Raw genomic sequence first — 25884 nt, forward strand, 5'->3', positions numbered from 1 at the left:
AGTTCCGAGCTGGGAACAGTTTGTCGATGCGCTAAACTATTAGTTTGTTATGTCGTATCCGATTTACTGCCCAAGTTTTTTCCAACTAAAGAGATACGGGGGCTTAGTAGGTTTTAGAAATTGAAAGATTTACTTCTTCTTGTGAGGGTTTCGCGAGTGGGTAGGCCGACCGCGACGAACTGACCTTGGTCGTAGTCCAGCGTCATTCCGTCTCTGTACTGCTTCTTGAACAAAGCCGTCATAGTCACCCTCACTCCAACGAGCCATGCCACCAATCTTGATTGGCCGGGGAAAATGCCCTTGTTCAATCCAGCGGTATATGGTGGATGTTGCGCAATTAAGGCGTTTGCAGAGTTCGTCGATATTGATGAAGTTTTCTGGCATTGGCTTATCCCCATTTTCGCTCACTAAGTTTTCCCACCAAATCTGTGATGTCCCTTTAAGCTTGCAGATATTTGAACACATTTCAAAAGCTAAGTTTTTCAGAAATGTAACTCGTGCAATCAATATGAGAAAATTTAGGAGTCTCCTTTTATTGCCATGAATCTAAGGGCATTTTTAGATTGTTTTTCTAGGCCCATGATTACAAGAACTGCCTTTACGCAAATTTTCCGTGCGTTGAAGTTCATGAGGAGACAGGTTTTTAGGAGCTTTTGCTCGCGTGTGGGCTACCGATTGCTAGAATCACCTAACCGGTTCGATAGGACGTAGTCAGACCATTGGTCCATTAGCTCGGACCTGAGATTAAACAGATCAGACCGACGGTAAGCCCGTTCCACCTCACCGAGGGAGTGGGCTAGAGCCGCCTCAGCAACTTCACGAGAAACCCCCGCCTTCTCGCTGCACCAATCTCTAAATGTTGATCGAAAGCCATGCGTCGTCAGACCCACCTGCCCCATACGACTATAAAGCGCTCGAAATGCGTTCACTGACAGTGGGCGGCTTCCCCGCGTTCCGCGATACCGAACGCTAGGGAAAATCAGGTCGTCATCAAGGCCGCTTACCTGCTCTAAGATTTTGATGCATTCCGCAGAAAGTGGGACGCGGTGCGGTTTTCGCGTCTTCGCTCGGTCTGAGGGGATGGTCCAGACATTCCCATCAAGCTCTAACCACCTAGCTTCTCGAACCTCACGTGATCGGCTTGTCGTCAGAATAATGAAACGGAGAGCAAGTGCGGCTGTGCTTTCCCGTTCAGTGAGAGCCTCGTAGAACGCTGGAAGCTCTGTCCAAGGCAGTGCTGCATGGTGAGTTGGGTTACGGCGTTGTGGCTTGAGCACCCTCTTCACACCGACACTTGGGTTCTCACCGGTGAAATGCCCCTCTGCCTTTGCCCAATCGAATATTGCTTCAATCCGCTGTCTTATCCGTCGCGCTGTTTCGTAATTTGTTTGCCAGATTGGCTCCAAGACCTTTCGGACGTCTGCTACGCATACATGTTCGAGGGGCAGATCACCAAGAACAGGGAAAGCATGTATTCTCAGCCCCGATAGCCAAAGGCGTCCATGTTTCTCACTGCTGAAAGACGCCGCTATTATTCGATGGTATTCTTGAGCCGCCTCCCCAAATGTGAGCGCCTTCTTGTTGCGCTCGGCTAAAGGATCGCCCCCGTCTCGCGCAACCTTTCTTAGTTCGCGTGCTTTGTCTCTAGCGTCGGCCAGCGACACAAGCACAGACGAACCGATGCCAATGTCCCTGCGCCGACCCAAAACCACTGTTCGCAATACCCAAGACTTTGAGCCGGAGGGTTTAACAGAGAGGTATAGCCCGTCTCCATCACCATAAAACCCCGGCTCCTTAACGGTGTCCACGCGGCGTTTAGACAGTTTTGGCATCTGACCTCTCCCAACATTTATACCAACACTGAGCGTTGGACCTGTTGGGACAGAGCGATATTCACGGTGAGGAATTCAGTCAATTCATGGAGCGAATTCAGGAAGATAATAAAGAAACTAAGATCAAGGTGGATATGCTAAAGGTAGACCTACGGGCTGCCACTTTCCTCCGCCATTAGCACAACCCATGCACCGCCCTCACCGGGTCGCGGTCTGCAGAAATTTCATAAGCTCCGCGCGGTCTTCGGCGCTCGGGATGCGCTGTTCGGGCATGCGGCTGCCGGGGGTGTAGGCTTCGGGGCCGAATTCGAAGAGTTCCGAAACGGTCTCGGGCGTCCAGACGATATCCATCTCGCGCAAGGCGGGCGAATAGTCATAGCCGGGCGCCGTCGCGATGCGCCGCCCGAAGATGCCGTGCAATGTCGGGCCGGCGCGCGCGCCGTCGTCGGGCGTGAGCGTGTGGCAGACCGCGCAGGCACGGAACACCTCGGCGCCGCGCGGACTGACGAGCGTGGTCTCGGGCGCGGCCGGTCCGGTGCCGAGCGGCGCGCCCGCGTGGCTCCAGCGCCGAATGAGCCCGTCATTGCCCCCGCTGAGGATCGCCTCCGGCGTGATCGCAAGCGTCCAGAGCGGGCCTTGCCCTGTCTCGATCTCGGCCAGGACCTCGAGCGTCTCGGGCGCGATGATTCTGAGCGTCCCGGTCATGTCCCCGGCGGCCAGCAGACCCTCGGCGGCGGCCACCGACAGAAGCGGGCGATCCGACAAGGCGGCCTCGGGGCCGCTGCCGTCCGGCGCGATGCGGCGCAACGTGCCGTCGGGCGAGGCGAGGAAGAACGCGCGCCCGTCGGTCGCAAGGCTCGAGACGGGCGCGGCCAGCCCGATGCGCGCGCCGGGCGCGCCGGACGCGTCCCAGAGCCGCAAGGAAAGATCGGCGCCCGTACTGGCGAGGCCGCCCTCGAAGGCCACGAGGCCGGTGATCTGCCCCTCATGCGCGTCTATGAAGCGCGGCGGCTCCGCCCCGGACCAGAGCGCGATACGCCCGTCCCAGCCGCCCGAGGCAAGCCCGCCCTCCCACGCTGCGAGAGCGGCGACGGGCATGGGGTGAAGCTCTTCCGAGTGAAGCGTCACGAGGCCGTCGCCCCAGATCGCCACGACGCCGTCCTGGCCGCCGGTCGCGAAGCGCCCCTCTGGCAGCGGCAGGATGGCCGTGACGGCGCCGGTGTGGTGGCGGGTGATGCGTGCGGCTGTGGCGCCGTCCCAGAGGATCGCGCGCGTATCGAAGGAGCCGCTATAGACGAGGCCGTCCTCGCCCACGGCGAGCGCGCGGACAGGCCCGCCATGCCCGCGCAGATCCTGCGCCGCCGCGGGCGCGGCAAGCGCGAGGATCAGCGCAAGCGCCGGAGCCGCGGGCCTGAGCATCGTCTGCGCCCGCGCCCGGATCAGTAGGACGCGGTCTCGCCCTCGCCGGTCGAGAGGCGCACGCCCTCGGTGGTGAAGGCGGTCTGGCTATCGGTCTGGAACTGATCGTTCAGAAGGAAGGACGCGCCGATGGCGATGACGATGGCGACGACCGAGGCGGTGAGAAAGGCTTTCATTCTTCAGGCTCCTTGCATGTTTGCGTGTCGTGGGGTGGCACCTTGCGCGTCGAGGCCCGTCCAGACCTCACGCGCAATGTCGGTGTAGATACGCCCGAGCGTGCCGTCGGGCTCGCGGGCGGTGATGGGCCGGCCCGCATCCGAGGCGGCGCGCAGCTCCATCGTGAGGGGCACGGCGCCGAGATAGGGCACGCCGAGGCGCTTCGCCTCGGCCGCCGCGCCGCCGGTGCCGAAAATCGCATGCTCAGACCCGCAATCGGGGCAGATGAAATGTGCCATGTTCTCGATGAGGCCGAGGATCGGCACATCCACCTTGCGAAACATCGTGATCCCGCGCCGCGCATCGATGAGCGCGAGGTCCTGCGGGGTCGAGACGATCACGGCACCGGACAGGTTCGTGCCCTGCGAGATCGCAAGCTGGGCGTCGCCCGTGCCGGGCGGCATGTCCACGACGAGCACGTCGAGCGTGCCCCAGTCGACATCGGATATCATCTGCGTGATGGCCGACATGACCATCGGCCCGCGCCAGACCATCGCCGTCTCGGCATCGACCATGAGGCCCATGGACATGGCGGCCAGACCGTTCGATTGCATCGGCAGAAGCTTGCGATCCTTGCCCATGCGGGGGCGGCCATGAAGGCCGAGGAGCGTCGGCAGCGAAGGCCCGTGGATATCGGCATCGAGAATGCCGACCCGCAGGCCGAGCGCGCGCAGACCGAGAGCGAGATTGACGGCAGTGGTCGATTTGCCCACGCCGCCCTTGCCCGAGGCGACGGCGACCACATGGCGCACGCCCGCAAGGGTCCGCGCGGGCGCGGCGGCGGGTTTGGAAGCGGCGGGGCGCGAAAGATTGGGCGGGGCCGGTTTTTCGCCGGTGAGGGTGACGACGGCGCCGCTCGCGCCCGGCACGCCGCGCAGCGCGGTCTCGGCCTCGGCGCGCAGGGCGGCGAGGCCGGGGGCCGCGTCGGCTGTGGTGGTGATCGACAGGCTCAGCCGTCCGCCCGCGAGGACCGGGCCCGAAACCTCGGGTGCGTCCAGAAGCGGGGCACCGCCCGGCAGGGCGAGCCCGGCCAGCGCCTGTCGCGCGGCTGTCAGGATCGGATCGTCACGCATGAGCCCGGTGGTCTTTCCATTCTTGCGGATGCCCCTCGCCCCCGTCCCATCGGCGGCGAGAATGGAAAAGGGGCGCCCGGCACTTTCGCGCCCGGACGCCCCCGATGATGTGACTCACTCGGCCGGCTGAGTGCCTTTGGCCGGCGGAATATCGCGGTTCGGATCGGCCTTCACTTCATCGACCCAGAGCGAATGGTGCTCCTTGGCCCAGTTCAGATCGACCTCGCCGGAACCCATCGCATCGAACGCGCCTTCCATGCCGACGGAGCCGATATAGATATGCGCGATGATGACGAAGGAGAGCACGGCGGACACGATGCCGTGGATCAGCTGATAGAGCTGCCAGTCGGCCTCGCCGCCGGTCAGCGCCGGGAAGAGCATCATGACGCCGGTGAAGGAGAGCGCGGCACCGCCGAGGGTGACGGCCCAGAAGATGATCTTCTGACCGGCGTTGAACTTCTTGGCGGGCGGATGATTGCCCGAAGACAGAAGTCCGCCGCCCTGCTTGATCCAATTGGCGTCGACCTTGTCGGGGATGTTGTGCGCGACCCAGACGAGGAAGGACAGGATCAGGCCCAGCATGAAGGCCCAGGCGACATAGTTGTGCGAGATCTTGCCCCAGGTCGTGAGCGTCGAGAACGCGCCTTCTCCCAGCCACGGCAGCACGATCATGCGGCCGAGGACGAGGTTGAGACCCGTCAGTGCCAGCACGATGAACGAGCCGGCCATGAGCCAGTGCGAGAACCGCTCGAAGGCCGAGAAGCGCAGGATGCGGATGCCCGACCGGCCCGCATCGATGCGGATACGGCCCCGGATCAGGTAGAAGGCGCCCAGCACGACGATCGCGGCCACGATCGCGGCGATGCTCAGCGTGCGCACGGTGCCGGTATGGGTCGCGGCCCATCCCTTGTTGTCCGGCTTGATGAGGCCAGCGGCGCCATCATCGGGGATCGAGACGCGGCCCGAAACGCTTTGTCCGGCCTGAAGCTGCTGGAAGAGCGCCTCTTCCGAGACGGCCTCGTTGGTCGGATTCACCTGCTGGGCATTGGCGCCGGGGGCACCGGTAAAGGCCAGCAGCATCGTGATGGCGAGAGCGCCGCAGAGATGTGTCCAAACGGTTTTCATAGTCATGTTCCTCATCCCCCCGCTCATGTCGCGACCGTGTCGCCATAGGCGGTGCGCCAGCCCCATGCACCCGAGCCGTAGCCGCGGGTCACGACGCGTTCCTTGTAGATTTCCGCGATGATGTCGCCATCGCCTGCAAGCAGGGCCTTGGTCGAGCACATCTCGGCACAGAGGGGCAATTTGCCCTCGGCAAGACGGTTGGTGCCGTACTTGACGTATTCCGCCTCCGTCATGTCCTCTTCGGGGCCGCCGGCGCAATAAGTGCACTTGTCCATCTTGCCGCGCGTGCCGAAGTTGCCGACCTTGGGATATTGCGGCGCGCCGAAGGGGCACGCGTAGAAGCAATAGCCGCAGCCGATGCAGGTGTCCTTGGAGTGCAGGACCACGCCATCGGCGGTGGTGTAGAAGCAATCGACCGGGCAGACCGCGGCGCAGGGCGCATCGGTGCAGTGCATGCAGGCCATCGAGACCGAACGCTCGCCCGGCAGGCCGTCATTGATCGTGACGACCCGGCGCCGGTTGATGCCCCACGGCACCTCGTGCTCGTTCTTGCAAGCGGTGACGCAGGCGTTGCACTCGATGCAGCGATCCGCGTCGCACAGGAATTTCATACGTGCCATTTGTTGTATCCTCCCTTATGCCGCTTCGATTTGGCAAAGCGTGACCTTGCCTTCATGCATGCCCGTCACCGGATCATAGCCGTAGGACGTGATCGCGTTCACGCTCTCGCCCAGCACGATCGGGTCAGTGCCGGCGGGGTAGTTGCCCCGCTGATCGACGCCCTGGAACCAGCCCGCGAAGTGGAAGGGCATGAAGGCCACACCCTCGGCCACGCGCTCGGTCACCAGCGCTTTGACGCGGGCCTTGCTGTCGTTCTCGGGGCCCTTGACCCAGACCCATCCGCCATCGGTGATCCCCCGCGCCGACGCATCGGCCGGGTTGATCTCGACGAACATGTCCTGCTGCAATTCGGCCAGCCACGGGTTCGAGCGGGTTTCCTCGCCGCCGCCCTCGTATTCCACGAGGCGGCCCGAGGTCAGAACGATCGGGAAGCTTTCCGACAGTTTGCGCTCGACCGCCGAGGCCTGCATCGAGAAGCCGACGTTCGGGACGCGGAACTGGCGCCCGTCCTCCGGCGTCGGGTAATCGGCCACGAGGTCCGGACGCGGCGAATAGATCGGCTCGCGGTGGACCGGGATCGGGTCGGGCAGGTTCCACGCCACGGCGCGTGCCTTGCCGTTGCCGAAGGGCACGCAGCCATGCTCGATCGCGACACGCTGGATGCCGCCCGAAAGATCGGTGGACCAGCTTACTTCGGCCATCTTCTCGGGATCGCCGCCGCCGATCCGCTCGATCGTCGCAAGCTCTTCCGCGGTGAGATCGCCATCCCAGCCCAGCGTCTGGAGGATGCCGTAAGTGAACTGCGGATAGCCGTCCTCGATATCCGATCCGACCGGGTAGCTGCCCTCGGCCAGAAGCGTCTCGCCATCGCGGTCGAGGCCGAAGCGGGGCCGGAAGGCGCCGCCGCCATCCTTGACCGGGATGTTCGGATTATAAAGGATATGCGTGCCCGGATGCTTGAACTCGGGCGTGCCCCAGCAGGGCCACGGCAGACCGTAATAGTCGCCGCCCACCTCGGCATCGTCCTTGGGCGCGCGCAGCGTGACCAGATCGAACTTCTCCTGGTTCGCCATATGCGCCTTGAGACGCTCGGGGCTCTGGCCGGTATAGCCGGTGGACCAGCCGCCGCGGTTGATCTCGCGCAGGATCGACTCGGGCGTCGGCTCCATCGAGAACTTGCCCTGCACCATCTCGTAGGGCTTGAACATGTCTTCCGCGAAACCGAGCTTCTGCGCGAGGCGGTAGATCACCGCATAGTCGTTGTCGCTCTCGAAGATCGGCTCGACCACTTTCTCGCCCCACTGGACCGAGCGGTTCGACGCCGTGCGGCTTCCGCTGCACTCGAACTGGGTCGAGATCGGCAGAAGATAGGTGTCGTCCGTGCGGTCATGCAGCGCGGCGAAGGTGGTGGGGTGCGGGTCCGCGACGACCAGCAGGTCGAGCGCGTTCATCCCCTTGAGGCTGTCGCCCATGCGCGGAACCGTGTTGCCGCCATGGCCGAAGACGATCATCGCCTTCACGTTGTCGCGCTGATCGACCTCCTCCGCATCGAGCGTGGTGGCGTCGAACCAGCGGGTCGACGGGATGCCCGCCATTTCCATGTTGGCCTTGCGGTCACGCGCATCGCGCCCACCCTTGGCCGGCACTTCGTCGAAGCGCGACTGAAGATAGTCATAGCTGACGTCCCAGACGCGGCTCCAATGCTTCCAGCCGCCTTCGGACAGGCCGTAGTAGCAAGGCAGCGAGCCGATATCGAGGCCGAAATCCGTGGCGCCCTGCACGTTGCAGTGGCCGCGGAAGATGTTGGCGCCGGTGCCGACCGAGCCGACGTTGCCCGTGGCCAGCAGCAGGTTGCAATAGGTGCGCACGTTGGCCGTGCCGACCGTGTGCTGCGTGCCGCCCATGCACCAGATGAAGGTCGAGGGGCGCTGGGTCGCGAAGGTCTCGGCGACGCGGCGCAGCTGCGCCTCGGGAATGCCGGTGATGCGCTCGACCTCGGCGGGGGCGTAATTCTTGACCTGCTCGCGGATCTGATCCATCCCCCAGACGCGCTGGTCAAGGTATTCCTGATCCTCCCAGCCGTTCTCGAAGATGTGCCACATGATACCCCAGATGATGGCGATATCCGTGCCCGAACGCATGCGGATGTAATCCGTCGCATGGGCCGCCGTGCGGGTGAAACGCGGGTCGATCACGATGACGTTCGCGCGGTTCGTCTCCTTGCCGGTCAGGATGTGCTGCAACGAGACGGGATGCGCCTCGGCGGCGTTCGAGCCCATGAAGATGATCGTCTTGGAGTTGCGGATGTCGTTGTAGCTGTTGGTCATGGCGCCGTAGCCCCATGTATTCGCCACACCCGCAACAGTCGTCGAGTGGCAGATTCGCGCCTGGTGATCGACGTTGTTCGTGCCCCAGAAGGCCGCGAACTTGCGGAAGAGATACGCGCCCTCGTTCGACATCTTGGCCGAGCCGAGCAGATAGGCACTGTCGGCCCCGCTCTTCTCGCGGATCGAGAGCATCTTGTCGCCGATCTCCTCGATCGCCTGATCCCAGGAGATGCGGACCCACTCGCCGTTCTCTTTCTTCATCGGGTATTTCAGGCGGCGGTCGCCGTGGACGATCTCGCGCACCGATGCGCCCTTGGCGCAATGCGTGCCGCGGTTGATCGGGCTTTTCCACGCGGGCTCCTGCCCCACCCAGACGCCGTTCTGCACTTCGGCCTTGACCGTGCAGCCGACCGAGCAATGCGTGCAGATGTTGGTCTTGATCTCGACCGGCTGAGCCGGATCGGTCATGCCGGCCTCGGCGCGGCGCACGGTTCCGGCGCCCAGCGTGCCGATGGCGGCAAGGCCCCCGACAGCGAGACCGGAGGTGCGCAGGAAGCTGCGGCGATCCACGGGCTTGGCGGCCACGCCCTGAGCGAAGGCGGCAAGGCCGCCGCGCGTGGTTTCGGATGTTCTACGCTTGATAAGCATGGCTCACGACCCCTGATAGTAACGGTTGGTGCGATAGAAGGCCTGGACGTGCTCGGTCTCCTGATAGCGCGCCTTGGTGCGCTCGTCGCCCGTCTCCTCGGCCATGACGGGACGCGCGCCACCGGCGATCGCGCCGGTCGCGGCCGCTGCGGCGGCGACGCCGAAGAACCCGCGACGCCCTATGCCATTTTGCTTCTTGTCAGTATCGGCCATGTAGTCCTCCCTTTCACGTCCCTCGGCCGGTCATCCATCCGGCGGGGGACATTCCCGTTGTCAGTTGCGGGCACCCGACGCCGCGGGCGCGCGATGCGACGCGGCCTCGAGCGCGAAGCCCCGTGTTTCGATATCGGTGAAGATGCGGCCGATTTCGGCCACGTTGCGATAGAAGCGCGCGCTCGGCGACACCGCCAGATCGTCGAAGAATTGCGCGGCCCACGGTTCGAGATGGCGGGCGTAGAACCCCGCCTCGCCGGCCGCGCCGCAGCCCAGGACGCTCGCGTCGAACTCGCCGCGCGCAAGCCCGGCCATCACCTCGGCGAGGCTGGCCATGTGGTCCTCCGGCTCGTGCCGGCCATCGGCCCGCGCAATGCCCATCGCGGCGAGATCGCGGCGCAGATCGGCCAGCGGACGCTCGTTGAGAAAGCCCGTGAGATAGAAGGACGCGTAAGGCAGAAGCTCACCGCGACCGACACCGATGAAAAGCTCGAAAAACTCGCGCTCGACATCCTTCGCGGAGGCGTCCGCTGCGGCGCGGGCGAGCGCGGCATAGGCCTGGCCCAGAGCGGTTTCATCGCCGGTCAGGCCGGCAAGTGCCTCGAGATCCCCGGAGGAGGGCGGCGCGGACAAAAGCCCTGCGATCAAGCCCCATTGCTGTGCTCGTAGCGCATTATAGTCCGAATTGGCTGGCTCGGCCTTGGCCGGGCTGGCGCTGAACGACATGACGTCTCCAGGATCAGATTTCGTAGAAAGTAGTAAAGCGTAGCATGTAAATTTCTAGTACGCAATTGTGCACGGACGTATCGAATGCGCAAATTCGTCGCATAAGAACGCGCGTTTTTCCCGGGATTTCGGGCCTATTCCGGCACCGCGCCACCATGACGCCGCGGCTGCGTCGCCTGTGCGACCTCGCGCGCGGGCGTCTTGCGCTCGTCTTCGGAAGCTTTGGCCGGCGCCGAGCGGCGCACGGCTTCCGGCGGCTCCGCAGGCTCGGCCTCGGCGATCTCGAGCGTCTCCTCGTCCTCGGCTTCGCCTTGCGGCGCGTCGGCGATCGCTTCGGCCTCGGGTTTGCCGCCGATCAGATCCTTCACCATGCGCGCGACGCCCGTCTCAGTCAGGGCGCCGCCTCCGCCGGGCACCCCGCCCGGCGCGTTCCAGTCCCAGGCGTAATCCACGGCGGGATCGGAATAGTCGCGCACGCCGGGCGTTACCGACCACATCCGGCGCAGCGCCGCGTTCTTGAGCTTGGCCGGGATACCCGGCGCGAGGAAAGGCTTGATATCGCTGCCCGCCTTCAGGCTGTCGAGCGAGGGGAGCGCCGCGATGGCCTCTTCGTCCAGCGCCTCTTCGCGGGATGCCTCCTCAAGCGCGGCGCGCGCCTCGGCCTCCTCCGGGGCCTCGTCTTCGGGCGGGCGCGCCTGCCGCGCCTCTTCGCGCTTGGCCGCGAGCTTGCGCCGCGACCAGCCGCTGAAAAAGCCGCCCTCGCGGGTTTCGTCCGAGCCGCTCATCGCGGCGCCTTGGGCGGCAGGCCCGCCTTGCCCCGGGACGTGACCCATTTGTCCTCTTCCGAGAGAATGCGGGGCGCACGCGGATCCTCGTCGGGCATCGCGGCGCTGCGGCGGCGCTTGTGAAAGGTCTCCTGCTTGTGATGCGCCTCGGCGAAGGAGCGCACGCGCGCCATGATCGCGGGCGGCATGGCCAGCGCCTCGACGACGCGCTCGGGATCGCTCGCCAGCGCCTCGCCCTCGTAGGGATCGGCGGTCACGAGCTTGACCTCGGCCCCGTCCATCGCCACCCAGAGCGACGGCTGCGCGGCGGAGAGATTGTCGAAGTAATGCGATGTCTCGCCCGAATGGAGCTGCACCGAAAAATCCCCGAGATAGACGCTCAGTACCTCGCCCTGCTCGGTCATTACGCTGCCGCGCTCGAGCGCGGGGATGGCGGCGAGGATCGCGGCGGGCCGCAGGCTGCGCCGCGCCCATTTGTTCGCCGGCGGATGCGAGACGCCCACCACGGCGACGCGAAAGACGTCGCGCGGCATCAGGCCGACCCCATCGCAGCCGGCATGGCTCCGGCATCGCCCTCGCCCGCGAGCGGCAGGCCGGTCACGAGGTTCTGCGGCTTGAGCCGGATCACGTTCGAGCCGTCAAGCCCCATCATCAGATGCACAGGCGCACCCGCCACCCCCGGCAGCACGCCTTCGGCGCTCTCGAACTGCAGCGCGAAAAGCCCGACGAGCGCGGCGGGCGGCGTCTCGCCCTTCCAAAGCGCGTTGCCGATGGTCGTGCCCACCGGATCGAGACCGACATACCAGCGCAGGTCCACGTCGGGCGCTTCGGTCATCGCGCTCACCCTCACGCGGCGGCCGAGCAGGTGATGGACGAAGCGCGCAATCGCCTCCGCCAGCCCCGCCCGCGCCTTGGGGTCCGCGCCGAAGGGGAGCACCATCGAATGCGCGTCCGACCGGCTCCAATAGGTCCAGGCGTTGCCGTCCCCGAGAATGTCCAGCTCCTCCACGCCGCCGTTCATCATCGCGAAGAGGGGGTTGCTGTGCTGCTGGTCCTTGAGTTCGGTCACCAGCTCGTCATCGGCCAACATGAGCGCGCCTTCGTGCAGGTAGCCGCATTGCGGGCGGAAGAACATCTCGGCGGCGCGCAGCACATGCACGTCCTCGCACCCGTCGAGCGCGTTGCGCAGGATCAGCTGCACAAGCTGGTCGTAGAAGAGATGCGGCAGCACGGTGCGGCTGCGCACCAGATCGAGATAGCCCGCCTCGATCGTGCCCGCCCTCAGAAGCGCATCGCGCATCGCCAGCAGGAAACCCCAGTTCTCGCGCGCATCCGCATCCTTCATGTTCGCCAGATCGAGCGCAGGAACCGGCGCACGGGGCGACGCGAGAAGCCGCGCATGGAGCGCGCGCTCGGCGGCGCAGGCCTCGGGCGGGGGCAGGATCTCGGGGCGGGCGAGCCACGCGAGAATAAGCTCGTCCGTGACCAGCATGCGCCCCGCATCATCGAGGCGCGTCAGATGGTGGCCCGAGGCGACCCAGAATTCCCTCATCTCGTTCCGCTCCCTTCGGCGAGCCCGCGCAGATCGACCACGTCTTCGCCCTCGTCCTCATCCGTTTCGACAAAGTGAAACGCCTTGTCATGCCCGCCGAGATAGCCGGCCGAAAAGGCCGTCTCGTCTCGCGGCTTGAGCGTGCGGAACCGCTCGCGCAGCGCGCCTTCCTCATGGCTGCGATGCAGCGCGATCAGGGTCCCCTCCGCATGGCCCCGGCAAAGATCCTCGGCCAGCGCAAGCTCCTCCTCGGCGGCGGGCATGGCGACCTCGATGCCGGGCGCGCCCAGATGCGCCACAAGCTGCGCAGCCAGCGCCGCGACGGCGGCGTCCCGATCCTCGCGCCGCACGAGGCTGACGGTGACCAGCGTGGACCAGCCGAAACTCTCGATTCCCAGAAATCCCGAGCGCAAGGCGACACGCTCCTTGCGGCTCAGCGTCTCGGGATCGCGGCCCGCGAAAAGGAATGTGCCCGGCACGGCCCATTCGCCGGGCGCGGCAGCCGGCGCGAAGATCACCTCGTCCGAACGATCGAGGCGAATGGTGCGCGGCAGGCGGATCACAGGGTCGGCCCCTCCGCATCCCGCCACGGCGTCTCGGTCACAGCTTCGGCCAGCGGCGCCGTGCTCCCCTCGCGCACGAGCGCGCCGCTTTCGTCGATGGCGGCCTCCGGGCCGATCGCTGCGGCATAGCGCGCGGCGACGGAGGCGAAGCCGTCATGCGTCCAGCGGTCGAAATTGAGCATGAGATAGGCCGCGAAGCTCTCGACGATGGCCGCGGGATCGGCGAACCCCTCCTCCTCGAGAGAGACCGAGCCGGGCATGCTGCCCGGCATCGCCAGATGATTGCGGTCCGCGATCAACTCGGCGCCGAGCACCATCCAGTCCGGCACATCCGCCTCGCCCAGGACGGGCGCCGAGGCGAAACGCATCCCGCCCAGCTTGCCCCCGTCGAAGAGCACCTGCCCAGGCCAGCCGAAGGTCACGGCGCGCTCGGGCGGGCAATGGGCGGAGATCGCCTCGGACAGGGCCACCATGCCGATGAGGAACGCGCGGCGCGCCTCGACGAGCGGCGTCTCCGGCTCGAGCACCACGGCGAAATCGAGACGCCCGGCGCGGCCTTCGCCCGTCGAGAGGTGCCACACGAGCAAGCCCGCGCCATGCTCGGGCGCGAGGCGCTGCGCCTCGGCGAAAGCGTCCCCGCCGGCCAGCCAATGGGCCGTGTAGGGCGGCGGCAGGACGAGGGCGCGCGGGGCGGCATTTTGATCCAGCACTCGAACGCATCCTTGCACATGAAGATGAATGCGGGGAGTATAAGGATCCCGCCCCGCGCCGCAAGGGCGACCGGCCGCCGCAGCGGGCGCCGCAACGCAACATCTCAGCCAGCGAGAAACCGATGAGCCAGCCAAGTGCCAGCCGCACGATACTGACCTGCACCTGCGAGGACACGATGGCGCCCGATGGCGCCGCGCTCGCCAAGGCGGGCTGCGGCGGCGACGCGCCCGCGCGCCAGCTCTGCCGCGCGAATCTCGCCACGTTCCGCGCCGCCCTGGCCGAAGGATTGCCCGTCACCGTCGCCTGCACGCAGGAGGCGCCGCTCTTCGCCGAGATCGCGGGCGCCGAGGCGCCGGATGTGCCGCTGGCCTTCGCGAACATCCGCGAGACAGCCGGCTGGACCGCCGAGGCCAAGGCATCGGGGCCCAAGATGGCGGCGATGATCGCCGCCGCCGGGATCGCGCCCGCGCCCTTCGGCATCACCACGCTCGAAAGCGGGGGCGTCACGCTCATCCTCGGGCGGGACGAGGTGGCGCTCGAGGTGGCCGCGCGGCTCGAATCGCAGCTCGACATCACGGTCCTGCTCGCCCCCGGCAGCAAGGTGGCGCCCCCGCGCGAGACGCGCTTTCCGGTGCTGCAAGGCAAGATCGGCGGCGCGACCGGGCATCTGGGCGCCTTCGTTCTGACGGTCGACAGCTATGCCGTGCCCGCGCCCTCGTCGCGCGAGGTGCTGCGCTTCGGCGGCGCGCGCGACGGCGCGACCTCGCGGGCCGATCTGGTGATCGACCTCACCGGCGGCACGCCCCTCTTCGCCGCGCATGATCTGCGGCCGGGCTATCTGCGCGCCGATCCGCGCGATCCGCGCGCCGTGGCCGATCTCGTGGCCGAGGCGGGCCAGATGGTCGGCACCTTCGACAAGCCGGTCTATATCGACTTCGCCGCCGATCTCTGCGCGCATTCGCGCAACGGCATCACCGGCTGCACGCGCTGCCTGCCGCTTTGTCCCACCGGCGCGATCACGCCCGATGGCGACAGCGTCAGCATCGATCCCGCGATCTGCGCGGGCTGCGGGCAATGCGCCGCCGCCTGCCCGACGGGCGCGGCGACCTATGCGCTGCCCGGCCCGGACACCACCGTCCTTCAGCTGCGGGCAGCGCTCAAGGCTTGGCACGCGGCGGGGGGCAAGTCGGCGCCGGTCGTTCTGCTGCACGACGGCGATCACGGCACGCCGCTGATCGACGCATCGGGCCGGTTCGGGCGCGGCCTGCCCGCCCATGTCATCCCGCTCGCCGTCAACGAGATCACGCAAGTCGGCCCCGAGATCCTGGCGGCGGCGCTGGCCTACGGCGCGGGCGGCGTCGCGCTTCTCGGCCGCGCCAAACCCCTGCACGATATGGACGGCCTTGCCGCCTCGCTCACCCTCGTCAACGAGGTCGCCGAGGCGCTCGGGCACGGAACGGCCCGCCTGATCGAGACCGACGATCCCGACGCGCTCGAAGCGGCCCTCGCCGAGCTGCCCCGGAGCCCGCTCCACAAAGCTCCGGCGAGCTTCCTGCCCCCGGCCGACAAGCGCGGGCTTCTCGTCGCGGCCTTCGCGGAAATGCAGCGCAGCGCGCCCCAGCCTGCGGAGGTGATCCCCCTCGCCGCCGGTGCGCCCTTCGGTGCGATCGTCGTCGATGCCGAGGCCTGCACGCTCTGCCAAGCCTGCACCGGGGTCTGCCCTACTGGCGCGCTGCTCGACAATCCCGACGCGCCCATGCTGCGCTTCGCCGAGAGCGCCTGCGTGCAATGCGGGCTTTGCGCCGCGACCTGCCCCGAGAACGCGATCACGCTCGAGCCGCAGATCGACGTCGCCGCCTGGGACGCGCCCCGCCGCATCCTGCACGAGGAGGAGCCGTTCTGCTGCGCGAAATGCGGTGCGGCCTTCGCCACGCGCTCGGCGATCGAGCGGATCCAGTCCAAGCTGTCGGATCACTGGATGTTCACCGGCGACGGCGGCGCGGCGCGGCTTGGGATGCTCGAGATGTGCGAGAATTGCCGCGTCGAGGAGGTCGTCACCCAAGGCTTCGATCCGCACGGGGCCGAGCCGCGAAAGGTGCGCACCTCCAAGGATTATCCCGCGCCGGAGGCACCCGGCAAGCTCAACTGAGGCCCGAGGCGCGACAACCGGACGCAGCCTGTCCTTTTTCCGCCGATCTTGACGAAAGCGATGCCGCTACATGTGCGAAATCGAACGTTTTCCGTTCGGTTTCGCTTGAGAATGCGGGGATTTTTGGCCAGAGAGGGTGAGCGCCGAAAAGGCAATCAAGTCAGGAGTGCCCGTGTCCCTCTTTCTCGTCGTCGCCCTGCCGTTTCTGGGGGCCTTGCTGCCCGGTCTGATGAATTCCGCAGGGCGCCAGGCCTGCGCCGGTGTCACCTTCACCGTCACGCTGGCGGCGCTGATCGGCCTTCTGACGAACGCCCCCGCCGTCTTCGGCGGCGAGGTGGTGATGGAGGGTTTCTCGTGGCTGCCCGCCATCGGGCTGAACATGACGCTGATGCTCGACCCGCTCGGCTTCTTCTTCGCCTGCCTCATCCTCGGGATCGGCCTGCTCATCATCACCTACGCGCGGTTCTATCTGTCGCGCGAGGACAACATGGGCGAGTTCTTCACCTACCTGCTGCTGTTCCAGGGCGCGATGGTCGGCATCGTTCTGTCGGACAATATCCTGCTTCTGCTCATCTTCTGGGAGCTGACGTCGCTCTCGTCCTTCCTGCTGATCGGCTATTGGAAACATCTGCCCGAAGGCCGTCAGGGCGCGCGCATGGCGCTGACCGTGACCGGCATGGGCGGCCTTGCCATGATCGCGGGCATGCTGCTGCTGGGGCAGATCGCGGGCAGCTACGACCTGAGCGTCATTCTGCAAAACCGCGAGCTGATCCAGGCTTCGCCCCTTTATGTGCCGGCGCTGATCCTGATCCTTTTGGGCTGCTTCACCAAATCGGCGCAATTCCCCTTCCATTTCTGGCTGCCGCACGCGATGGCCGCCCCCACCCCGGTCAGCGCCTACCTGCACTCGGCCACGATGGTGAAGGCGGGCATCTTCCTCATGGCGCGGATGTGGCCGGTCCTGTCGGGCACGCCCGAATGGTTCATTATCGTCACAACTGCGGGCCTCGTCACGATGGTGCTGGGCGCCGTGATCGCGCTCTTCAAGCATGACCTGAAGGCGCTCCTGGCCTTCTCGACGGTCAGCCATCTGGGCCTCATCACCATGCTCTTGGGCACCGGCACGGCCTTCGGCGCGATGGCGGCGATGTTCCACATCCTCAACCACGCGACGTTCAAGGCTGCGCTCTTCATGTCGGCGGGCATCATCGACCACGAGACGCACACGCGCGACATCCGCCGCCTCGGCGGGCTGCGCCACCTCATGCCGATCACCTTCGTGATCGCGACGCTGGGCGCGCTGTCGATGGCGGGCATTCCGCTGCTCAACGGGTTCCTCAGCAAGGAAATGATGCTCGAAGAGGCGTACCGCACCACGCTCTTCGACGCGCCGTGGCTCGTGCCCGCGCTCGCGGTGCTCGGCTCGCTCTTTTCGGCGGCCTATTGCTTCCGCCTGATCGCGCATACCTTCCTCGGGCCCAAGCGGGACGACTATCCCGCCAAGCCGCATGATCCGGGCGCGGGCATGTGGCTGCCCCCGGCGCTGCTGATCGTGCCCGTGGTGGTCATCGGCGTCGCGCCCTTCCTCGCCGAGCCCTTCGTCAAGCTGGTGACCTCCGCCGTGCTCGGCGGCGCGGCCGAGGTGCCCACGGCCTATTTCAAGATCTGGCACGGCCTCGTTCCGGCGCTCTACATGTCCGTCGCGGCCGTCATCGGCGGCCTTCTCGTCCTCGCGGCCTTCACGCCGCTCCTGCGCGCATGGGACGCGGCCCCGCGCCCCGAGGCCAAGGCGATCTTCGACCGCGTGATCGGCTGGGCGGTCGCCGCCGCGCGCGGCATCATCGCGCCGCTGCATGACGGCAGCTTCTCGCGCTATGCCGCGATCATGGTGACGACGATCATCGCGCTCACCGCGCATGCCTGGCTCACCGGCAGCGTCGGGCCCGCCGATCATGAGATGACGCCCGCGACCACGATCGCGGTCGCCGGCTGGCTCATGCTGGTCGCGGCCACGACCGCGCTCGTCTTCTTCCACCGCAACCGCCTCCTGTCGCTGATCCTGATCGGAATCGTCGGGTTGATGGTCTCGATCGCCTTCGTGCATTTCAGCGCCCCCGACCTCGCGCTGACCCAGTTCACCGTCGAGGTGGTGACGATCATCCTGCTGCTGCTCGCGCTCAACTTCCTGCCCAACCGCACCCCGAACGAATCGGGCCTGCTGCGCCGCACCCGCGACGGGGTGATCGCCATCGCGGGCGGTCTCGGGGCGCTGGCGATCTCGTGGCACTACCTGCTGCGCGATCCGGTGGCCGAGAGCATTTCGCAATTCCACCTCGCCAACTCCTACAAGGGCGGCGGCGGCACCAACGTCGTGAACGTGATTCTCGTCGATTTCCGGGGCTTCGACACGTTCGGCGAAATCATCGTGCTGGGCATCGCGGCGCTGCTGATCTACGCGCTGACCGAAACGCTCCTCTCCGGGCCGACCCGCGCCAAGCTCCTGAACCGCAAGCCGGACCAGCCGCGCGCGGGCGACATCCACCCGCTGATGATGGTCGTTCTCACGCGCGTGACGATGCCCGTCGTGCTGATGGTCGGCTTCTACATCTTCCTGCGCGGCCATAACGAGCCGGGCGGCGGCTTCATCGCGGGCCTCATCGTGTCGATCGCCGTCGTCATCCAGTACATGGCAAGCGGCTTCGGCTGGGCCTCGGCGCGGCTGCGCTATCCCTATCACGGGGTGATCGGCGCGGGCGTTCTGATCGCGGGCCTCACCGGCATCGGAAGCTGGTTCTTCGGCAAGCCGTTCCTGACATCCGATTTCACCTATGTGCGCATTCCGCCCTTCGAGAAATTCGAGTTGGCCACCGCCGCGCTTTTCGATCTGGGCGTGTTCCTCTCCGTGGTCGGCGCGGTGATGCTCTCGCTCGAAAGCTTCTCGCGCCTCGCGCGCCGGGCCCATACCGAGGATAACGAACACGCAATGGACATCGATCCGTCCCGAGACGACGCCCCCGAGGGCGCAACCGCGAAGGAGGTGTAGGACATGGAGTTTCTCGTCGCCTCCGCCATCGGCGTTCTGACCGCCGCCGGGATCTATCTGGTGCTGCGCCTGCGCACCTTCCCGGTCATCATCGGAATCTCGCTGCTGACCTACGCGGTGAACGTCTTTCTCTTCGCCTCGGGGCGCCTCACCATCGGCGCGCCGCCGATCCTGACGGATGCCGAGCGCTATGCCGATCCGCTGCCGCAGGCGCTCGTGCTGACGGCCATCGTGATCTCCTTCGGGATGACGGCCGTCGTCGTGGTCATGGCGCTCGGCTCGTTCCTCGGCTCGGATGACGACCACATCAACGATCCCGAGGATCTTCCCAGCGATGAGGAGGGCCGGGCATGACACATTGGATCGTTCTTCCGGTCATTCTGCCGGCGCTCCTGGCGCCCTTCATCGTGCTGGCCGCGCGCTACCACATCACGATCCAGCGCGTCCTGTCGGTCGCCGGCACCGCCGCGCTCATCGCCATCGCGGCGGGACAGGCCTGGACCGTCTCCGACGGCACGGTCACGATCTACCAGCTCGGCGACTGGGCCGCGCCATTCGGCATCGTGCTGGTGGCGGACCGCCTCTCGACGCTGATGGTGCTCCTGACCTCGGTGCTCGGCCTATTCGTGCTCCTTTACGCCATCGGCTCGAAATGGGACGAGCGCGGGCGGCATTTCCACGCGCTCTTCCAGTTCCAGCTCATGGGCATTCTGGGCGCCTTCCTGACCGGCGACCTCTTCAACCTCTTCGTCTTCTTCGAAGTGCTGCTGATCGCGTCCTACGGCATGATGATCCACTCGGGCGGCGCGGTGCGGCTGCGGGCGGGCGTGCAATACGTGCTCTTCAACCTTCTCGGCTCGACGCTCTTTCTCTTCGCGCTCGGCGCGATCTACGCCGAGACGGGCACGCTCAACATGGCCGATCTCGCGCAGCGGGTGGAACTGATCGATGCGGGCAACAGCGTCGGCATCCGTGTCGCGGCGGTGCTCCTGATCCTCGTCTTCGCGGTCAAGGCGGCGGTGGTGCCGCTCCATTTCTGGCTGCCGTCGAGCTATGCCGAAGCGCCGGGGCCGGTGGCCGCGCTCTTCGCGATCATGACCAAGGTCGGCGCCTATGCGATCATCCGCGTCTACACGCTCGTCTTCCCGCCCGAGCTCGAGCTGACGGCGGGGCTCCAGGGCGTCTGGTTGCTGCCCGCGGCCATGGTCTCGGTCGCGATCGGGATGCTCGGCATTCTCGCCGCGCGCCATCTCGACAGGCTGGTGGCCTATGCGGTGATCGGCTCGATGGGCATGGTAATGGTCTCGATCGCGCTGTTCACGCCCGCGGGCATCGCGGCGGCGCTTTTCTACATCGTGCATTCCACACTGGCGGCGGCGGCGCTCTTTCTCATCGCCGACATGGTGCGCGCGGGACGCGCGGATCTCGCGCTGAAAATGGCGCCGCCCGTTCCGGGCGCGCCGCTATTCGCGGGCATGTTCTTCGTCGCGGCCATCGCGATGGTGGGCCTGCCGCCCCTGTCGGGCTTCATCGGCAAGCTGATGGTGCTGAACGCGGCGGCCGCCTCGCCGCATATGGTCTGGATCTGGTCGGTCGTGCTCGGCACGAGCCTCATCGGGCTGGTGGGCTTCGCGCGGGCGGGCAGCATCGTCTTCTGGAAGGCGACCGCCGCCTCGCAGCCCGAGGAGGCCGAACCCGCCGAACCCACAGCCTCCCCGGACGAGGCACCGGGTGCGCTCGCCTTCACCGCCGTCGGCGGCCTCATAGCGCTCCTGATCGCGCTCACCGCCTTCGCGGGGCCCGCGCATGACTACACGCGCGCCATCGCCGCACAGCTCTTCGACGGCAGCGCCTATCGCGCCGAGGTCATGGAGACCCCCGGCAAGCTGAGCGAGGGGGCCAAGGAGTATTGACATGAAACGCGCATTCTACTGGCTCCTGCCCCACCCGCTTCTGACCTTGCTGCTCACGGTGGTCTGGCTTTTGCTGCAAAAGACCACCTCGCCCGGCATGGCCGTCTTCGGGCTGATCCTCGGCATCTTGATCCCGTGGATCACCTCGGCCTGGTGGCCCGGCACGCCGCGCGGATTCCGCCCCGGGCGCATGGGCGTCTATATCCTGATCGTTCTCTGGGACATCATGGTGGCGAATATCGAAGTCGCCTGGATCGTCCTGACCAAGCCCAATTCCAAGCTCCGCCCCGCCTGGATCGTTGTGCCGCTGGATCTGCGCCAGCCCGAGGCGATCACGATCCTCGCCGGGACGGTGACGCTGACGCCCGGCACCGTATCGGCGGATCTGTCGGACGAGGGGCACAGCCTGCTGGTGCACGCGCTCCATACCGACGACCCGGATGCTGTGCGCGACGAGATCAAGCACCGCTACGAACGCCGCCTGAAGGAGATTTTCACATGACCGAGGCGACCGAGTTCATGAACCTCGCGCTCTGGATCGCCTTCGGGGCGGTCGCCGCCGCGCAGATCATGGCCATGATCCGGCTGGTGACCGGCCCGGGCACCGGGGACCGTATCCTCGCGCTCGACACGATGGTGGTGAACGCCATCGGCCTCGTTGTGCTGCTGGGGATCGCGCAAGGCACCACCATCTATTTCGAGGTGACGCTCATCATCGCGATGCTGGGATTCGTCAGCACCGTGGCCTATGCGCGCTTCGTGCTTCGGGGGGATATCATCGAATGAGCTGGGACATCGTCGCAACCTATGCCGTGGCGGTCTGCCTGATCGTCGGCGCCATCTTCTCGCTCGTCGGCTCCATCGGCCTTTTGAAGTTCAACGATCCGATGACGCGCCTGCACGCCCCCACCAAGGTGGGCACGGTCGGGATCGGCGCGCTTCTTCTGGCGGCCATGATCCATTCCTATACGCTCGGCGAAGGCGTCGTGCACGAGATCCTCATCATGGCGTTTCTCTTCGTGACGGCGCCGATCTCGGCCAATTTCATGGCGAAGGTGAACCTGCATCGTCGCGAATGCGACACGCCGCCGCCGCCCGCAAAGGACCGCACCTGGGCGACGCTGAACGCGCCCGACGACGCGGCGCCGGGCGCCTCCTCGAACAAGGGCTGAGCCGCGCTTCGGGCGCGTTCACATGTCCGGCATGTCGCTCGCGAAGGCGACGTGCCGGCCCCTGCCGCGGTGCTTGGCCTCGTAGAGCGCCGCATCCGCCTGCTCCATCATCAACGCGATATCCGGCCGGTCGTAATGGCACGACAGGACCGAGCCCGCGCTGGCCGAGATGCGGAACTCCTGCCCGCCGAAGGAGATGGGCCGCTCGAGCCGCGCGATCACCCGCGCGGCGATGTCATGCACCTTGCCGGGATCGGTCAGCCGCTTGAGCGCCAGCACGAATTCGTCGCCGCCGATGCGCGCCACGGTGTCGTCGCTGCGGGTCTCCTCGGCCATGACGCGCGCCACCTCGCAAAGGACGTGATCGCCCGCCGAATGCCCGCCGCCATCGTTCACCGCCTTGAAGAAATCGAGGTCGATATGAATGAGCGCGAAATCCTCCTCGAGCTCGGTCAGGCGGCGCAGCACATAGTCGAGCGCGCGGCGATTGCGCAGCCCCGTCAGCGTGTCGGTATAGGCCTTCTCCTCGGCGGCGATCATCGCCCCCTGGAGCCGCAGATTGAGCGTGCGCGACGCCTCCATCGCGGCGTTCTTGGCCTCGACGAGATAGAGCATCTCGACCGCGAGATCGGTGGGGGAGAAGTCGCTCCCGGTGAGGCCGAAATCCCGCACCGCTCCGACCACCGATATCCCGAAGGACAGATCGACCAGCGCGCCGTCCTTCGGCCCCATGCCGGGCGGCAGCGGCACCAGCACGCCCTTCAGATCGGTGCGCGGCCCGTGGCGCAGGCGCAGATGCATTTTGTCGCCCGCCGCCTCCATGAGCGCGCGCATCGAGCCGTCGCCGCGCGGGCGCTTGATCTCGAAAAGCTCGGCGAAGCGGACGCCCACAAGAGGCGCGCCGGCGAGAACCTTGCGCAGCGTCGGGCCGGAATGAACGACGCGTCCCGCCGCATCGAGCACCACATGCATCGGGCAAAGCGCATCCATCATCGCGGCGCATGGGATGGGCCCGGCAGGGTCCGGCAGGGGTGTTCCCGGGCTTTGCGTCCTCGGTTCGGTCATTGCGGTCTCGCTCCCAGATCGAACTGCCGCCCGCTGGCATGGCGGGCCGACAGGAGCCGCACCTCGACGATCTCGCGCCCGCGCTCCATGCCCTTGTGCTCGAGCAGGGCGAGCGCGCCGTAATCGTCGGCTAGCGCCCGCAGGAGGCCGACGATCACATGACCGAAGCCGGGCGCGCCGCTATGGCATTCGATGGTGAAGACATCGCCGCCCCTCTCGAAAACCTCCAGATCGGGCAGCACGAGGTCGGACACCGCGAGGCGCGCCCGCGCGGGCAGATCGTCGAGCGAGTTCAGGAATTCGGGAAAGGTCGGGCCGCCGAAGCGCAGAAGGCGGCGCAGCGCCTCGAGCTTGGGGTGCGAGACGAGATAGGTGCCCAGATCCTCGAGAATATCGGCGGACGGACGCCCCAGCCGCAGGGCCAGCGCATCGAGCAGGCGATGCGTGATCGCTTCGTCGTAGCCCAGCAACGGCTCGAATTCGGTGATTTCCAGACCCGCATTGGCCACGACCACGCCCCAGACCTCGCGCCCGTAGGTGTCGCGCACGAATCGCTCGATCGCCCGATTGACCAGCCCGTGCATCACGGCCTCCAAAACATCTGCCGCATCATGGATGGCGCAAGGATGTTAAGAATTCACGAAGATTCGCAGGGCTACGGCATCAGCCGCATGTCATCCACCTCGAGCACCTGCCGGCGGGCGGGCGCGATCTCGAACCGGCCCTCGAAGATGTCGGTGAGGGTCTGCGCCCGTGCGGTGGCGGCGCTGCGGCGCGACAGATCGCGCAGGCCGGACCGGCTCTCGAGCGCACCGTCCACAAGCGCGTAGGACTGGATCACCGCCTGCGCGGGCGAGACCATGAAAAAGCCGATCACCTGCGCCTCCGCGGCCTCCTGCTCGAACGCCCCGACGACCATGACGCAGCCCGGATTGCCACCCGCCAGACGCTGCGCGCAGGCACGGCGGATGAAATCGCGCTCATAATCCGGCAGGCCGTCTAGCGCACCATCGGGCAACTCGGCCCCTGCGGGCCGAAGCGGCACGAGGCCCGCGATGCTCTCGTCGCTGCGCGCGGGCCGGCGGTAGTCCCAGTCGCTTTCGCTCGTGCGCGCCGCCGCGATCCGCTCGGCGAGGGGCGAGCCCGGCTCGGTCGTCTCTTCGAGCGCGGCGAGGCCCTCGGCCCCGGCGCGGCCCCACTCGTGCGCCAGCTCCCAAAGCGGCAGGTCCTCGGGCGCGGCGCCCGCCTCGGCGCGGGCGAGCTGGCTCGCGGTGGCGAGCCTCTCGGCATTCAGAAGCGGGGTCAGCCAGGCGGCGGCGACACCGATCGTGACAAGCGCCATCAGCCGGTTGATCCGGCGCAGCGCCGCGCGCCACGCATCCTGCCTCAGCACCGCCCCCGCATAGCCGATCGCATAGATCGACAGGATACCCGCCGCGACGAGCGCCGCCACACGGTGCGGCGTCAGCCCGTATTGATCGACCCGCAGCCACACCGCCCAGAGCGCGAGGAGCGCCGGCACGACCAGCAAAAGGCCCAGCATCCGCGCCGCACCCGTCATGAGCGGGCCGTGCACCGATTGCGGATCGTCCCGATGCACCGCCGTGGTGATGAGCGTCACCCCGGCCAGCGTCACGCCCATCAGGATCGCCGCCGCCGAAAGCTGCCCGAAGAGGCTCCCCAGCCCGCGCAGCGGCAGCGCCGCGATGAAGATCGCGACGACCAGCAGGAGCGGCGGCAGGAAGACACGCAGAAGCTGGATGACGAGGAAGGGCGAGACATAGTCCCGCAGCTCGAACACGATGGCGAGGCTGAGGCCCAGCGCCGCGCCGGTGATGACGAAGGGCGCGGGCTCGAGCGCGATGAGATCGCCGATCACACCGAGCCCGACGAGTTGCAGAAGCTGGTCCGAGAGGAGCAGAACCGCCCAGACCACCAGCGCGAAGAGCACCGCCGAAGCGATGCGCACGACAAGCTCCCACGCGGCGTCGAAGAGAAGGCCATAATGCCGCCAGCCGCCGTGATGCTGAAGCCGCGCGACGATGAAGGGCACCGGGATCGACAGAAGGTAGCAATAGGCGAGCAGCGCATAGCCGCCTTCCACGACATCGCCGGGCGTCTCGGCGCGAAAGCTCGCCCATAAGAACAGGAGCGAGGCCGGCAACGCGAGGGCCAGCGCGGCACCCGCCGCCGCAGGCAGGCGCACCGGCCCCATCAGCCCCAGCAGCACGGCGAAAAACCCGAGGCCGAGCGAGACGATCCAGAAGGACAGGCGCCCGGCGCCGAGCGCGTCCGGCACGATCTCGATCAGCAGATAGGCGCAAAGGCCGATGACGGCCCCCACCAGCGTATAGGTCATCCGCGCGACTGCGGTCTCGGAGGTGGCGCTCATGTTCCGGCCCTTCTTTGTCCTGCCGGGGCGAGGATAGCGGCTTTGGCCTGCGACCTGAACGGGCGATTTCGCGCGGGCGGTCTCAGGCAAACATTTCTGGCGCAGCGAACCCCTTGGAGGATGCCGCCTTGCACCCGCGCGCGGCCAAGTCTAACATCACATCTATCCGTTGGGGTGCTCCGCATTGCCGGGGCTGAGAGGCATCGCGCCGACCCATCGAACCTGATCCGGTCAGTACCGGCGGAGGGAACGGAGACCGCAATGCACCCCAAGAGTGCAGGCCCACGCGCATTTCCGCCCCTCCCCGCCCTGCTGGCCAAGACTTCACCGCGGCCATGC

25 protein-coding genes and 1 riboswitch are annotated in these 25884 nt (G+C 66.6%); of the genes, 7 read left to right on the top strand and 18 right to left on the bottom strand.

Annotation, left to right across the window (positions count from 1 at the left end; genetic code table 11):
* Positions 1–129: 129 nt before the first annotated feature.
* The 15 genes from ACGRVM_RS10015 to ACGRVM_RS10085 all read right to left on the bottom strand — a co-directional run bounded on the left by ACGRVM_RS10015 (position 130) and on the right by ACGRVM_RS10085 (position 13810).
* Positions 130–465, bottom strand: coding sequence for a helix-turn-helix transcriptional regulator (locus tag ACGRVM_RS10015; RefSeq protein ID WP_394624054.1), 336 nt, complete (start codon positions 463–465; stop codon positions 130–132).
* Between the two features lie 203 nt (positions 466–668).
* On the bottom strand, positions 669–1832 hold the full coding sequence (locus tag ACGRVM_RS10020; protein ID WP_377170303.1) for a tyrosine-type recombinase/integrase: 1164 nt from the start codon (positions 1830–1832) through the stop codon (positions 669–671).
* Between the two features lie 198 nt (positions 1833–2030).
* A complete protein-coding gene (locus ACGRVM_RS10025) occupies positions 2031–3251 on the bottom strand; it encodes a c-type cytochrome (protein WP_377170301.1) in 1221 nt (406 codons plus the stop codon).
* A 20-nt stretch (positions 3252–3271) separates the two neighbouring features.
* Entirely contained in the window at positions 3272–3427 is a 156-nt protein-coding gene (locus ACGRVM_RS10030) for a hypothetical protein (protein WP_377170298.1), read from the bottom strand.
* Between the two features lie 3 nt (positions 3428–3430).
* Entirely contained in the window at positions 3431–4540 is a 1110-nt protein-coding gene (locus tag ACGRVM_RS10035; protein WP_377170296.1) for an Mrp/NBP35 family ATP-binding protein, read from the bottom strand.
* Positions 4541–4654: 114 nt separating this feature from the next.
* A complete protein-coding gene (locus ACGRVM_RS10040) occupies positions 4655–5665 on the bottom strand; it encodes a formate dehydrogenase subunit gamma (RefSeq protein WP_377170294.1) in 1011 nt (336 codons plus the stop codon).
* 23 nt (positions 5666–5688) lie between these two features.
* Positions 5689–6285 (bottom strand): formate dehydrogenase FDH3 subunit beta, encoded by a 597-nt coding sequence (fdh3B, locus tag ACGRVM_RS10045; RefSeq protein ID WP_377170292.1) that lies wholly within the window; start codon positions 6283–6285, stop codon positions 5689–5691.
* Between the two features lie 15 nt (positions 6286–6300).
* Complete coding sequence (locus ACGRVM_RS10050; protein WP_377170290.1) at positions 6301–9261, bottom strand: formate dehydrogenase subunit alpha; 2961 nt, start codon at positions 9259–9261, stop codon at positions 6301–6303.
* A gap of 3 nt (positions 9262–9264) precedes the next feature.
* On the bottom strand, positions 9265–9474 hold the full coding sequence (locus ACGRVM_RS10055; protein WP_377170288.1) for a hypothetical protein: 210 nt from the start codon (positions 9472–9474) through the stop codon (positions 9265–9267).
* Between the two features lie 60 nt (positions 9475–9534).
* Entirely contained in the window at positions 9535–10200 is a 666-nt protein-coding gene (locus ACGRVM_RS10060) for a TorD/DmsD family molecular chaperone (protein ID WP_377170285.1), read from the bottom strand.
* Between the two features lie 134 nt (positions 10201–10334).
* The gene (locus ACGRVM_RS10065; RefSeq protein ID WP_377170283.1) at positions 10335–10985 is read right to left on the bottom strand and encodes a DUF3306 domain-containing protein; all 651 of its coding nucleotides are present in this window, start codon (positions 10983–10985) and stop codon (positions 10335–10337) included.
* Entirely contained in the window at positions 10982–11518 is a 537-nt protein-coding gene (locus ACGRVM_RS10070; protein WP_377170281.1) for a DUF3305 domain-containing protein, read from the bottom strand. Before ACGRVM_RS10070 ends, ACGRVM_RS10065 begins: the two co-directional genes overlap by 4 nt.
* A complete protein-coding gene (locus ACGRVM_RS10075) occupies positions 11518–12537 on the bottom strand; it encodes a DUF6352 family protein (protein ID WP_377170279.1) in 1020 nt (339 codons plus the stop codon). The genes ACGRVM_RS10070 and ACGRVM_RS10075 overlap by 1 nt, the downstream gene beginning before the upstream one ends.
* Positions 12534–13100, bottom strand: coding sequence for a DUF6505 family protein (locus ACGRVM_RS10080; RefSeq protein WP_377170277.1), 567 nt, complete (start codon positions 13098–13100; stop codon positions 12534–12536). The genes ACGRVM_RS10075 and ACGRVM_RS10080 overlap by 4 nt, the downstream gene beginning before the upstream one ends.
* Positions 13097–13810, bottom strand: coding sequence for a biotin/lipoate--protein ligase family protein (locus ACGRVM_RS10085; RefSeq protein ID WP_377170275.1), 714 nt, complete (start codon positions 13808–13810; stop codon positions 13097–13099). The genes ACGRVM_RS10080 and ACGRVM_RS10085 overlap by 4 nt, the downstream gene beginning before the upstream one ends.
* A gap of 122 nt (positions 13811–13932) precedes the next feature.
* On the opposite strand from ACGRVM_RS10085, the gene ACGRVM_RS10090 reads away from it, so the two are divergent.
* From ACGRVM_RS10090 to ACGRVM_RS10120, 7 genes are all read left to right on the top strand, one after another.
* The gene (locus tag ACGRVM_RS10090; RefSeq protein ID WP_377170273.1) at positions 13933–15960 is read left to right on the top strand and encodes a 4Fe-4S dicluster domain-containing protein; all 2028 of its coding nucleotides are present in this window, start codon (positions 13933–13935) and stop codon (positions 15958–15960) included.
* Between the two features lie 172 nt (positions 15961–16132).
* Positions 16133–19003: a monovalent cation/H+ antiporter subunit A gene (locus tag ACGRVM_RS10095; protein WP_377170270.1), complete on the top strand. Its 2871-nt coding sequence runs from the start codon at positions 16133–16135 to the stop codon at positions 19001–19003.
* Positions 19004–19006: 3 nt separating this feature from the next.
* Complete coding sequence (locus tag ACGRVM_RS10100; protein WP_377170268.1) at positions 19007–19357, top strand: Na+/H+ antiporter subunit C; 351 nt, start codon at positions 19007–19009, stop codon at positions 19355–19357.
* Positions 19354–20916 carry a monovalent cation/H+ antiporter subunit D gene (locus ACGRVM_RS10105; RefSeq protein ID WP_377170266.1) on the top strand — a complete coding sequence of 521 codons (1563 nt, stop codon included), beginning with the start codon at positions 19354–19356 and terminating at the stop codon, positions 20914–20916. The genes ACGRVM_RS10100 and ACGRVM_RS10105 overlap by 4 nt, the downstream gene beginning before the upstream one ends.
* Position 20917: 1 nt before the next feature.
* Positions 20918–21418, top strand: coding sequence for a Na+/H+ antiporter subunit E (locus ACGRVM_RS10110; RefSeq protein ID WP_377170264.1), 501 nt, complete (start codon positions 20918–20920; stop codon positions 21416–21418).
* On the top strand, positions 21415–21702 hold the full coding sequence (locus ACGRVM_RS10115) for a K+/H+ antiporter subunit F (protein ID WP_377170262.1): 288 nt from the start codon (positions 21415–21417) through the stop codon (positions 21700–21702). The genes ACGRVM_RS10110 and ACGRVM_RS10115 overlap by 4 nt, the downstream gene beginning before the upstream one ends.
* A complete protein-coding gene (locus ACGRVM_RS10120; protein ID WP_377170260.1) occupies positions 21699–22088 on the top strand; it encodes a Na+/H+ antiporter subunit G in 390 nt (129 codons plus the stop codon). The genes ACGRVM_RS10115 and ACGRVM_RS10120 overlap by 4 nt, the downstream gene beginning before the upstream one ends.
* Before the next feature lie 18 nt (positions 22089–22106).
* Here ACGRVM_RS10120 and ACGRVM_RS10125 read toward each other — a convergent pair whose 3' ends face one another.
* The 3 genes from ACGRVM_RS10125 to ACGRVM_RS10135 form a co-directional block, all read right to left on the bottom strand.
* Positions 22107–23081 carry a diguanylate cyclase domain-containing protein gene (locus tag ACGRVM_RS10125; RefSeq protein ID WP_377170258.1) on the bottom strand — a complete coding sequence of 325 codons (975 nt, stop codon included), beginning with the start codon at positions 23079–23081 and terminating at the stop codon, positions 22107–22109.
* A gap of 68 nt (positions 23082–23149) precedes the next feature.
* A complete protein-coding gene (locus tag ACGRVM_RS10130; protein ID WP_377170256.1) occupies positions 23150–23737 on the bottom strand; it encodes a heme NO-binding domain-containing protein in 588 nt (195 codons plus the stop codon).
* 71 nt (positions 23738–23808) lie between these two features.
* Positions 23809–25545: a hypothetical protein gene (locus ACGRVM_RS10135; protein WP_377170254.1), complete on the bottom strand. Its 1737-nt coding sequence runs from the start codon at positions 25543–25545 to the stop codon at positions 23809–23811.
* Positions 25546–25705: 160 nt separating this feature from the next.
* Positions 25706–25811: riboswitch (TPP riboswitch) on the top strand.
* Positions 25812–25884 lie beyond the last annotated feature (73 nt).

It is taken from the genome of Roseovarius aquimarinus (genome assembly GCF_043661195.1).
Classification (GTDB): Bacteria; Pseudomonadota; Alphaproteobacteria; order Rhodobacterales; family Rhodobacteraceae; genus Roseovarius; species Roseovarius aquimarinus.

Excerpts from the sequence above, each read along its gene's own strand:
- ACGRVM_RS10015 (WP_394624054.1), bottom strand. The coding sequence starts at position 465 with ATGTGTTCAAATATCTGCAAGCTTAAAGGGACATCACAGATTTGGTGG.
- ACGRVM_RS10020 (WP_377170303.1), bottom strand. The coding sequence starts at position 1,832 with ATGCCAAAACTGTCTAAACGCCGCGTGGACACCGTTAAGGAGCCGGGG.
- ACGRVM_RS10025 (WP_377170301.1), bottom strand. The coding sequence starts at position 3,251 with ATGCTCAGGCCCGCGGCTCCGGCGCTTGCGCTGATCCTCGCGCTTGCC.
- ACGRVM_RS10030 (WP_377170298.1), bottom strand. The coding sequence starts at position 3,427 with ATGAAAGCCTTTCTCACCGCCTCGGTCGTCGCCATCGTCATCGCCATC.
- ACGRVM_RS10035 (WP_377170296.1), bottom strand. The coding sequence starts at position 4,540 with ATGCGTGACGATCCGATCCTGACAGCCGCGCGACAGGCGCTGGCCGGG.
- ACGRVM_RS10040 (WP_377170294.1), bottom strand. The coding sequence starts at position 5,665 with ATGAAAACCGTTTGGACACATCTCTGCGGCGCTCTCGCCATCACGATG.
- fdh3B (WP_377170292.1), bottom strand. The coding sequence starts at position 6,285 with ATGGCACGTATGAAATTCCTGTGCGACGCGGATCGCTGCATCGAGTGC.
- ACGRVM_RS10050 (WP_377170290.1), bottom strand. The coding sequence starts at position 9,261 with ATGCTTATCAAGCGTAGAACATCCGAAACCACGCGCGGCGGCCTTGCC.
- ACGRVM_RS10055 (WP_377170288.1), bottom strand. The coding sequence starts at position 9,474 with ATGGCCGATACTGACAAGAAGCAAAATGGCATAGGGCGTCGCGGGTTC.
- ACGRVM_RS10060 (WP_377170285.1), bottom strand. The coding sequence starts at position 10,200 with ATGTCGTTCAGCGCCAGCCCGGCCAAGGCCGAGCCAGCCAATTCGGAC.
- ACGRVM_RS10065 (WP_377170283.1), bottom strand. The coding sequence starts at position 10,985 with ATGAGCGGCTCGGACGAAACCCGCGAGGGCGGCTTTTTCAGCGGCTGG.
- ACGRVM_RS10070 (WP_377170281.1), bottom strand. The coding sequence starts at position 11,518 with ATGCCGCGCGACGTCTTTCGCGTCGCCGTGGTGGGCGTCTCGCATCCG.
- ACGRVM_RS10075 (WP_377170279.1), bottom strand. The coding sequence starts at position 12,537 with ATGAGGGAATTCTGGGTCGCCTCGGGCCACCATCTGACGCGCCTCGAT.
- ACGRVM_RS10090 (WP_377170273.1), top strand. The coding sequence starts at position 13,933 with ATGAGCCAGCCAAGTGCCAGCCGCACGATACTGACCTGCACCTGCGAG.
- ACGRVM_RS10100 (WP_377170268.1), top strand. The coding sequence starts at position 19,007 with ATGGAGTTTCTCGTCGCCTCCGCCATCGGCGTTCTGACCGCCGCCGGG.
- ACGRVM_RS10105 (WP_377170266.1), top strand. The coding sequence starts at position 19,354 with ATGACACATTGGATCGTTCTTCCGGTCATTCTGCCGGCGCTCCTGGCG.
- ACGRVM_RS10110 (WP_377170264.1), top strand. The coding sequence starts at position 20,918 with ATGAAACGCGCATTCTACTGGCTCCTGCCCCACCCGCTTCTGACCTTG.
- ACGRVM_RS10115 (WP_377170262.1), top strand. The coding sequence starts at position 21,415 with ATGACCGAGGCGACCGAGTTCATGAACCTCGCGCTCTGGATCGCCTTC.
- ACGRVM_RS10120 (WP_377170260.1), top strand. The coding sequence starts at position 21,699 with ATGAGCTGGGACATCGTCGCAACCTATGCCGTGGCGGTCTGCCTGATC.
- ACGRVM_RS10125 (WP_377170258.1), bottom strand. The coding sequence starts at position 23,081 with ATGATGGATGCGCTTTGCCCGATGCATGTGGTGCTCGATGCGGCGGGA.
- ACGRVM_RS10130 (WP_377170256.1), bottom strand. The coding sequence starts at position 23,737 with ATGCACGGGCTGGTCAATCGGGCGATCGAGCGATTCGTGCGCGACACC.
- ACGRVM_RS10135 (WP_377170254.1), bottom strand. The coding sequence starts at position 25,545 with ATGAGCGCCACCTCCGAGACCGCAGTCGCGCGGATGACCTATACGCTG.